This window comes from Roseburia zhanii, from assembly GCF_014287635.1.
Taxonomy (GTDB): Bacteria; Bacillota; Clostridia; order Lachnospirales; family Lachnospiraceae; genus Roseburia_B; species Roseburia_B zhanii.
Genome location: NZ_JACOPH010000103.1, coordinates 1 through 502, shown reverse-complemented (window position 1 = coordinate 502; position 502 = coordinate 1). Strand labels below are relative to the sequence as shown.

The window sequence follows — 502 nt, the reverse complement described above, 5'->3', positions numbered from 1 at the left end:
CGCTTCTAATGAATTTTCCGCAAATTCCTTATCTGTCATGCCATCCAACTTTCTCAACACCTGCCTAGAAAGATCTTCCATATCGCTGTCCTTTATGTACGGCATTATCCGTCTGATTTTTTCCATCATCTTCATTCTGTTCTGTGTCTCAAAAACACACATGAAATTGATTTCTTCTACTGTGAATTTATTCATCATCCTACATCTCCCTATGTGAATTTTTTGATTTTTCCAGTTCCTTCGTATCCTTATTGTTTCCCTGTGTTGCTTCCTTCTGTTTGGCTGCAAGTCGCTCTTTTAGGGAAGAACGTGCCTGCGGTTTTTCCCGCTGTTCTTTCTTTTCTTCCTCACGATTGAATTTCTCCACCCCATTATTAAGCCTGTCATCAATCATGTTATAATTCTGTTCCTCCAGTTCCTCGATCTTAGCAAGCGGCTTGTATTCTGCCAATTTCACAAGCAGTTCCTTTGCCTGTCTCTCACTGTCCTCGTCTATCCCCTC

The 502-nt window shown here is 41.2% G+C and carries 2 protein-coding genes; both read right to left on the bottom strand.

Annotated elements, in window-relative coordinates:
- Positions 1 to 195, bottom strand: a 195-nt coding sequence (locus tag H8S17_RS17405; RefSeq protein WP_186867916.1) for a transposon-transfer assisting family protein, incomplete at its 3' end; no start/stop codon positions are given.
- Positions 196 to 199: 4 nt separating this feature from the next.
- Positions 200 to 502, bottom strand: a 303-nt coding sequence (locus H8S17_RS17400) for a DUF4316 domain-containing protein (RefSeq protein WP_186867915.1), incomplete at its 5' end; no start/stop codon positions are given.